Raw genomic sequence first — 7,738 nt, 5'->3', positions numbered from 1 at the left:
GCCAGCGGGCTGGCGGCCAATGCCTCCGAGACCGCGGTCAAGGGCGGCGAGGTGGTGGGCCGCGTGGTGCAGACCATGGACGAGATCAACGGGGCCTCGAAGAAGATCGTCGACATCATCGGCGTGATCGAGGGCATCGCGTTCCAGACCAACATCCTGGCGCTGAACGCGGCGGTGGAAGCGGCGCGAGCCGGCGAGCAGGGCCGCGGCTTCGCGGTGGTGGCCGGCGAGGTGCGCAGCCTGGCGCAGCGCAGTGCCAACGCGGCCAAGGAGATCAAGGGCCTGATCGGCGATACGGTGGCGCGGGTGGACAACGGCTCGGCGCTGGTGGGCCAGGCCGGGCAGACGATGGGCGAGATCGTGCAGGCGGTCAAGCGCGTGACGGACATCATGGGCGAGATCAGCGCGGCGTCGGCCGAGCAGAGCTCGGGCATCGAGCAGGTGAACCAGGCGGTGGCGCAGATGGACGAGGTCACGCAGCAGAACGCGGCGCTGGTCGAGCAGGCCGCCGCCGCGGCCGGTTCGCTCGAAGACCAGGCCGCCCGCCTGCAGGCGTCGCTGGCCCGCTTCCGCCTGGCCGCCGACGAGCTGTTCGCCCCGTCGCTGCAGGCCCCGTCGGTTGCCAGGCCGATCGCCGCACCTGCCGCACCGGCATCGGCCGCAGCGGCAGCCAGCCGCCACGACGAGCCCGCTGGGGCCGATCGCGCCGACCGCGCAGAGCGTACCGAACGCACGGAACCGGCCTCGGCCAAGTCCGCCCCGCGCCTGCCGGGCCGTCCGGCGCCGCGCGCCGCGACAGCCGCTGCCGCCACCGCCGGTGCCGACAGCGACTGGAGCGCCTTCTGAACACCCCGCCGCGGCGGGGCGGGCGCGGCCGGCATGGCGCGCCCCCGACCATGACAGACGATGAACAGCGAAATCACCCTGTCCCTGCCGCGTGAGGCCGCGGACAAGCTGCGCGGCGAGTTTGACCATTTCGTCCGGCTCTCCACGGGGCTGGACCGGCAGTTCGTGCCGCCCTCGTTCGAGGACTTCCTGCGTGCGCGCGTGATGCACCAGGACGGGCCGCTGACCGAGCGCGCGGTCACGCGGCTGCTGAGCGGCGGCGAGTACGCGTGGGCCAAGCGTGTGTTCGACAAGCAGCTGCCGCACGCGCTGGCCAATCTGATGCGCGACGCCGAACGCTTCGGCTTCGGGCTCGCGGTGCGTTCGGAATGGTCGCAGTCCGAGCGGCTGGCGCAGGCGCGCAAGTGGGCGGTCGAGATTCTCGACCACGCCGGCGCCGATCCGGCGCTGGCCGATACGCTGGCCGAACACATCGCCAACGCCGCGGTCGACGTGCGCACGATCGAGGAACAGATGCAGACGCCCGCATGGCGCCTGGCGGACAGCCTGCGCCGGCGCGTCTACGACCTGCTGTACCTGGTGCAGACCGAACGCGGCACCGGCGCCGCGCTGACGCGGCTGGGCGAACTGCGCGCGATGGTGGGCCTCGCGCTCGACTACGGCGCGATCGACGCGCAGGAAGCGGGCCGTGTGATGGAGCAGATCGAGCATGCCCGCCCGCACCTGTTCCGCGACGAGCCGGACGATGTCTTCGCGCGGCTCGCGGCGTGGCTGCGCCGCGTTTTCAAGCCGATGCCGGCCGCGCCGTCAATGGTGGAAAGCGACAGGCGCTCGCCCTGAACGCGAAGCGTTTTCAGTCACGGGGAAATCGCCCTCGAAAACTGCGCGGAATTGCTGTGGAAGTGATTCGCGCAGCATGTCTGCTGTTACAGATTTGATCCAGATCACGTTACAAGGTTGTTACATCTTCCCGTGTCGTTTCGGCCATGTATCATCCGTACGACAATGCGCATCCCCAACGTAAGTAGGGATTGGCAGCGGCATGCGATTGCCGATATAAAGCGGACAGTCCATTTACATTCCGTAACATTTGTTACCAGATGTGAGTTTTGTAACTGGACCGGAGTAGTTCCGATCAGATGTAGTACCCGTCGCACACGCACTGAAACGATCTGGACGCCGGAGGTCTGCCACCGGTAAGCGCTGGACAAGCGGGCGAGGGTTCCTTGGTAGCGGGGATAAATTGGAAAGCAGTGAACTTCTGCAGGAGATCAGGGAGGTCAACCTCGCCTATCTGCTGCTCGCGCAACGCCTGGTGCGCGAAAACCAACTCGAAGCCATGTTCCGCCTGGGCGTCAGCAAGGAAATCGCTGACATCCTGGTCAAGCTGACGCCTGCTCAGCTGGTCAAGCTGGCGGCCTCCAACATGGTCCTGTGCCGCTTCCGGTTCGACGACCATGCGTTGCTCTCCACGCTGACGCATACCGCCAAGAGCCACGATATGCAGCAGATCCACGCTGCGATCCTGCTCGCGCGCCAGCCGGTGGAGTCGCTCAATTGAGCGCGCTGCTGCAGGCCCAACCGGCCCGGAGCTACACGGCCGCTCCGGCTGCCCCGCGCAAGAGCGTACTCCAGGATGCCAACCAGACCCAGCTCGCCATCGAGCTGATCGGCCTGGGCGCGCGCCTGCAGGTGCTCGAAGCCGAGACCACGCTCTCGCGCGACCGGCTGATCCGTCTGTACAAGGAACTGCGCGGCGTGTCCCCGCCCAAGGGCATGCTGCCGTTCTCGACGGACTGGTTCACGACCTGGCTGCCGAACATCCACTCGTCGCTGTTCTTCTCGGCCTACCAGTTCATGGTCGAGCAGGGCGAGGCGAGCGGCATTCGTGCCGTGGTCGCCGCATACCGTCTCTACCTCGAGCATGTGTCCCTGCTCGGCGGCGAAATTGTCTTAAGTTTTACGCGTGCCTGGACGTTAGTACGGTTCTTCGAGAGCAATATGCTGCAGCTTTCCAGTTGCACATGCTGCGGAGGACAGTTCGTCACTCACGCCTACGAGCCGAACGCGAACTTCGTCTGCAGCCTGTGCCGGCCGCCATCGCGCGCGGGCAAGGCAAAGAAGCCCTCGAAGGACGCCACGCCAGCGCAACCCGCCTGATTCACGCCGGGCTTGCGCGGCGAGCCAGACCGAGGCGGCACGGCGCGCAGCTTGCCGTGTCCTTCCGAGGTCCGACTCGCGCGTGTCCGACGCGTGTTTTTCTGACGGGGAATCGATCGTGCTAGTTGTTCTTGGCTATGTCGTCGTAGTGGCGGCGGTGCTTGGTGGTTACGCCATGACTGGCGGCCACATGGGCGCGCTATATCAACCGGCAGAACTGGTGATCATTGGCGGCGCCGCGGTCGGCGCCTTCATCAGCGCCAACAGCGGCAAGGCCATCAAGGCGACCTTGCGCGCGCTGCCGCAGCTGCTGCGCAGCAGCAAATACAACAAGGCGCTGTACATGGAGGTGATGGCGCTGCTGTACGTGCTGCTGTCCAAGGCGCGCCGCGAGGGCATCCTGTTCCTCGAGAAGGAAATCGCCGATCCGGCCGCCAGCAGCGTCTTCAGCCAGTATCCGCGCATCCTCGCCGACCCGGCGATGATGGAATTCCTGACCGACTATCTGCGCATGATGGTCAACGGCAACATGAATGCCTTCGAGATCGAGGCCCTGATGGACCACGAGATCGAGACCTTCAAGCACGAGGCCGAAGTGCCCGCCCACGCGCTGGCGCGGGTCGGCGATGCGCTGCCGGCCTTCGGCATCGTCGCCGCGGTGATGGGCGTGGTGCATGCGCTGGCCTCGGCCGACCTGCCCCCGTCCGTGCTGGGCGCGCTGATCGCCCATGCGATGGTCGGCACCTTCCTGGGCATCCTGCTGGCTTACGGCTTCGTCTCGCCGCTGGCCTCGCGGGTCGAGCACCAGGTTGCCGAGACGGTCAAGATGTACCAGTGCATCAAGGTCACGCTGCTGGCTTCGCTCAACGGCTATGCGCCGCTGGTCGCGGTCGAGTTCGGCCGCAAGGTGCTGTACTCGAGCGAGCGTCCGTCGTTCCTGGAACTGGACGACCACGTGCGCGAAGTCAAGAGCCTGACGTAAGCGCGCCGGCCAGCCAGTCCCCGAGCCAGTCCATTCGTCCGTCCAACGCAGGCCAAGCATGACCGATCACGCGCGCCCCATCGTCGTCCGCCGCGCTGCCGCCCACGGCAAGCCGCACGGCAACCACAGCTGGAAGATCGCCTACGCCGACTTCATGACGGCGATGATGGCCTTCTTCCTGGTGCTGTGGCTGCTGAGCACCTCGACGCCGAAGGACCTGGTGCAGGTGGCCGAGTACTTCCGCACGCCGCTGAAGGTGGCGATTGCCGGTGGGCAGAAGGTCAGCGAGTCGCCAAGCGTGATTCCCGGCGGCGGCATCGATCCGGCCAGCAAGGACGGCGAAACGCGCCGCATGCGCGAGGACGATCCGCAGTCGCTGCAGAAGCGCCGCGACCAGCTCGAGACCGAGCGCCTGCGCGCACTCAAGCAGCGGCTCGAGCAGCTGATCGAGAACAACCCGGTGCTGCGCCAGTTCCGTCCGCAGCTGCTGCTGGACATCACCAGCGAAGGGCTGCGCATCCAGATCCTCGATACGCAGAACCGGCCGATGTTCCGCACCGGCAAGGCCGTGGTCGAGCCCTACATGCGCGACATCCTGCGCGAGATCGGCCCGGTGCTCAACGAGATGCCGAACAAGGTCAGCCTGTCGGGCCATACCGATTCGTCCAACTACATGAACGGCGAGCGGACCTACTCGAACTGGGAGCTGTCGGCCGATCGCGCCAACGCCTCGCGCCAGGAGCTGATCGCCGGCGGCATGCAGGAAGGCAAGGTGCTGCGCGTGCTGGGCCTGGCCGCCACCATGCCGCTGGACAAGAACGACTCGCTGGCCCCGGTCAACCGCCGCATCAGCATCGTGGTGCTGAACCAGCGCGCGCAGGCCCGCTTCGAGGCGGAGAACGCCAGCGCGGCCGACGTCGCGGTGCGCGCCAAGGCCGGCGAGTCGGCGCAGGCGCTGCAGCAGGGCATGGAAGAGGCGACGGGCGCAGCGGCGCCCCAGGCGCGGCAGTAGCCGGCACTTAAATCAGTAACAAAATTTAATAAGACCGTCGGCGAGGTCGATAACCAGCTGGTAACGGCTCAATGCTTAGCAATCAGTGATTCAGGACGGTCATGTCTGTCGATATCGATATCACGCAGTTCTACCAGACCTTCTTCGAGGAAGCGGAAGAGCTGCTCGTTGAAATGGAGCAGTTGCTGCTCGGCCTCGACATCGAGGCGCCCGACGCGGAAGACCTCAATGCGATCTTCCGCGCGGCGCATTCGATCAAGGGCGGCGCGGCGACCTTCGGCTTCAGCGCGCTGACCGAAACCACCCACCTGCTCGAGAACCTGCTGGACCGCACGCGCCGGCGGGAACTGGCGTTGTCCAGGGCCATCATCGATACCTTTCTGGAAACCAAGGACGTGTTGCAAGACCAGCTCAACGCCTACCGCAACGGTACCGAACCCGATCCGCAGACCCTTGCGCGCATCTGTGCGGTGCTGCAGCAGCTGGCCTACGAGACCGGCGGCGAGGCCCCGGCCCCCGCACCGGTAGCGGCCGCGCCCGCCCCGGCCCCTGCTTCCGCTTCCCCCGCCGCGGCAGCTGCCCCGGCCGGCGGCGCGCTGAAGGTGCGTCTGCTCAACGTGTCGAAGGACGACCAGGCGCTGCTGCGCGAAGAACTCGGCAACCTCGGCGAGATCCTCGGCGAGACCCAGGGCGACAGCGAACTGGCGATCGAGCTGGCGACGCAATGCAGCCCGGATGACATCGTCGCGGTCTGCTGCTTCGTGATCGACGGCGAGCAGATCGTGATCGAGCCCTCGACCGGTGCAGCCGCGGCTGCGCCTGGCCCGGCGCCCGCGGCCGTGGCCGAGGCGGCGGCTGCTCCGGCGCCGGCCCCCTCCGTGCCCGCACCGGCCGCCGCCCCCGCCGCCAAGGACAAGGAGCGCGCCAAGGCCGGCGCCGCGGCCGCCCATCAGGAATCCGGCTCGATCCGCGTGCCGACCGAGAAGGTCGACCAGATCATCAACCTGGTCGGCGAACTGGTGATCACGCAGTCGATGCTGGCGCAGACCGCGTCGTCGCTCGACCCGGTGCTGTTCGACCGCCTGTTCTCCGGCATGGGCCAGCTCGAGCGCAATGCGCGCGATCTGCAGGAAGCGGTGATGTCGATCCGCATGATGCCGATGGACTATGTGTTCTCGCGCTTCCCGCGCCTGGTGCGCGACCTGGCCGCCAAGCTCGGCAAGCAGATCGACCTGGTGACCTTCGGCAAGGCCACCGAACTGGACAAGAGCCTGATCGAGCGGATCATCGACCCGCTGACCCACCTGGTGCGCAACAGCCTGGACCACGGCATCGAGACGCCCGACAAGCGCGTCGCCGCGGGCAAGGACCCGACCGGCCAGCTGATCCTGTCGGCGCAGCACCACGGCGGCAACATCGTGATCGAGGTCAGCGACGACGGCGGCGGCCTGCGCCGCGACAAGATCCTGGCCAAGGCGATGCAGAACGGCCTGCCGGTGTCGGAGAGCATGAGCGACGAGGAAGTGTGGCAGCTGATCTTCGCGCCGGGCTTCTCGACCGCCGAGGCCGTCACCGACCTGTCCGGCCGCGGCGTCGGCATGGACGTGGTCAAGCGCAACATCCAGGAGATGGGCGGCCATGTCGAGATCAGCTCGCGCCCGGGCAACGGCACCACCACCCGCATCGTGCTGCCGCTGACGCTGGCGATCCTCGACGGCATGTCGGTCAAGGTCGGCGAGGAGACCTTCATCCTGCCGCTGAACTGCGTGATGGAGTCGCTGCAGCCGAAGGCCGACGACGTGCGCACCGCCGCCAATACCGAGCGGGTGATGCACGTGCGCGGCGAATACCTGCCGCTGCTGGAGCTGCACCGCGTCTTCAACGTCGAGAACGCCGTACAGGAGCCGACCCAGGGCATCGCCATCATCCTGCAGGCCGAAGGCAAGCGTTTCGCGCTGCTGGTCGACCAGCTGATCGGCCAGCACCAGGTCGTGCTGAAGAACCTGGAGACCAACTACCGCAAGGTGCCGGGCATCTCGGCCGCGACCATCCTGGGCGACGGCAGCGTGGCGCTGATCGTCGACGTCGCCGCGCTGCAGCGCACCGGCGTGCGGCGCCAGGAGCCGGCGCTGGCTTGAGGCGAAGGCAAGAATCAACAAGGAGCAACACATCATGGCCGGCATCGGACATAGCGACACCCCCGGAAGCGAGGCGGCGGGCCAGGAGTTCCTGGTGTTCACGCTGGGCTCCGAGGAATACGGCATCGACATCCTGAAGGTGCAGGAGATCCGCAGCTACGACGGCGTGACGCGGATCGCCAATGCGCCGGACTTCATCAAGGGCGTGACCAACCTGCGCGGCGTGATCGTGCCGATCGTCGACCTGCGCATGAAGTTCCGCCTGGGCAACGTCAAGTACGACCACCAGACCGTCGTCATCATCCTGAACATCGCCGGCCGCGTGGTCGGCATCGTGGTCGATGGCGTGTCGGACGTGCTGACGCTGACCGGCGAGGCGATCAAGCCCGCGCCGGAGTTCGGCGTGTCGGTGTCGACCGAGCACCTGACCGGCCTGGCGACCGTCGAAGGCCGCATGCTGATCCTGCTCGACATCGAACGGATGATGACCAGCCCCGAGATGGCGCTGATCGAGGGCGAGGTCGCCTGAGCGGGCCTGGGCCCCAGCTGGCCCGCCGCTCGGGTTCGCCAGCCCTTCGCTACATCACGATCCCGCCGCCG

General features: G+C 67.0%; 8 protein-coding genes. All 8 read left to right on the top strand.

All coding sequences use genetic code 11. From position 1 onward, the window contains the following. The coding region (locus K7G19_RS23360; RefSeq protein ID WP_226109402.1) for a methyl-accepting chemotaxis protein at window positions 1–846 on the top strand (846 nt) is incomplete at its 5' end. Window positions 847–906: 60 nt separating this feature from the next. Then, complete coding sequence (locus K7G19_RS23355) at window positions 907–1,686, top strand: DUF4088 family protein (protein WP_149319443.1); 780 nt, start codon at window positions 907–909, stop codon at window positions 1,684–1,686. 403 nt (window positions 1,687–2,089) lie between these two features. After that, complete coding sequence (gene flhD / locus K7G19_RS23350; RefSeq protein WP_149319444.1) at window positions 2,090–2,407, top strand: flagellar transcriptional regulator FlhD; 318 nt, start codon at window positions 2,090–2,092, stop codon at window positions 2,405–2,407. Next, window positions 2,404–3,006 (top strand): flagellar transcriptional regulator FlhC, encoded by a 603-nt coding sequence (gene flhC / locus K7G19_RS23345; protein ID WP_006579237.1) that lies wholly within the window; start codon window positions 2,404–2,406, stop codon window positions 3,004–3,006. The genes flhD and flhC overlap by 4 nt, the downstream gene beginning before the upstream one ends. A 118-nt stretch (window positions 3,007–3,124) precedes the next feature. Beyond that, window positions 3,125–3,988 (top strand): flagellar motor stator protein MotA, encoded by an 864-nt coding sequence (gene motA / locus K7G19_RS23340; RefSeq protein WP_006579238.1) that lies wholly within the window; start codon window positions 3,125–3,127, stop codon window positions 3,986–3,988. A 58-nt stretch (window positions 3,989–4,046) separates the two neighbouring features. Next, entirely contained in the window at window positions 4,047–5,000 is a 954-nt protein-coding gene (gene motB / locus K7G19_RS23335) for a flagellar motor protein MotB (RefSeq protein WP_149319445.1), read from the top strand. A 101-nt stretch (window positions 5,001–5,101) separates the two neighbouring features. Then, window positions 5,102–7,138 (top strand): chemotaxis protein CheA, encoded by a 2,037-nt coding sequence (gene cheA, locus K7G19_RS23330; RefSeq protein WP_226109400.1) that lies wholly within the window; start codon window positions 5,102–5,104, stop codon window positions 7,136–7,138. Between the two features lie 34 nt (window positions 7,139–7,172). Beyond that, a complete protein-coding gene (locus K7G19_RS23325) occupies window positions 7,173–7,667 on the top strand; it encodes a chemotaxis protein CheW (protein WP_149319447.1) in 495 nt (164 codons plus the stop codon). The last annotated feature ends 71 nt before the right edge of the window (window positions 7,668–7,738 follow it).

Source organism: Cupriavidus sp. DB3 (assembly GCF_020418465.1).
Taxonomy (GTDB): domain Bacteria; phylum Pseudomonadota; class Gammaproteobacteria; order Burkholderiales; family Burkholderiaceae; genus Cupriavidus; species Cupriavidus cauae.
The sequence above is the reverse complement of the archived record's forward strand: the minus strand, read 5'-3'. Positions and strand labels throughout refer to the sequence as shown.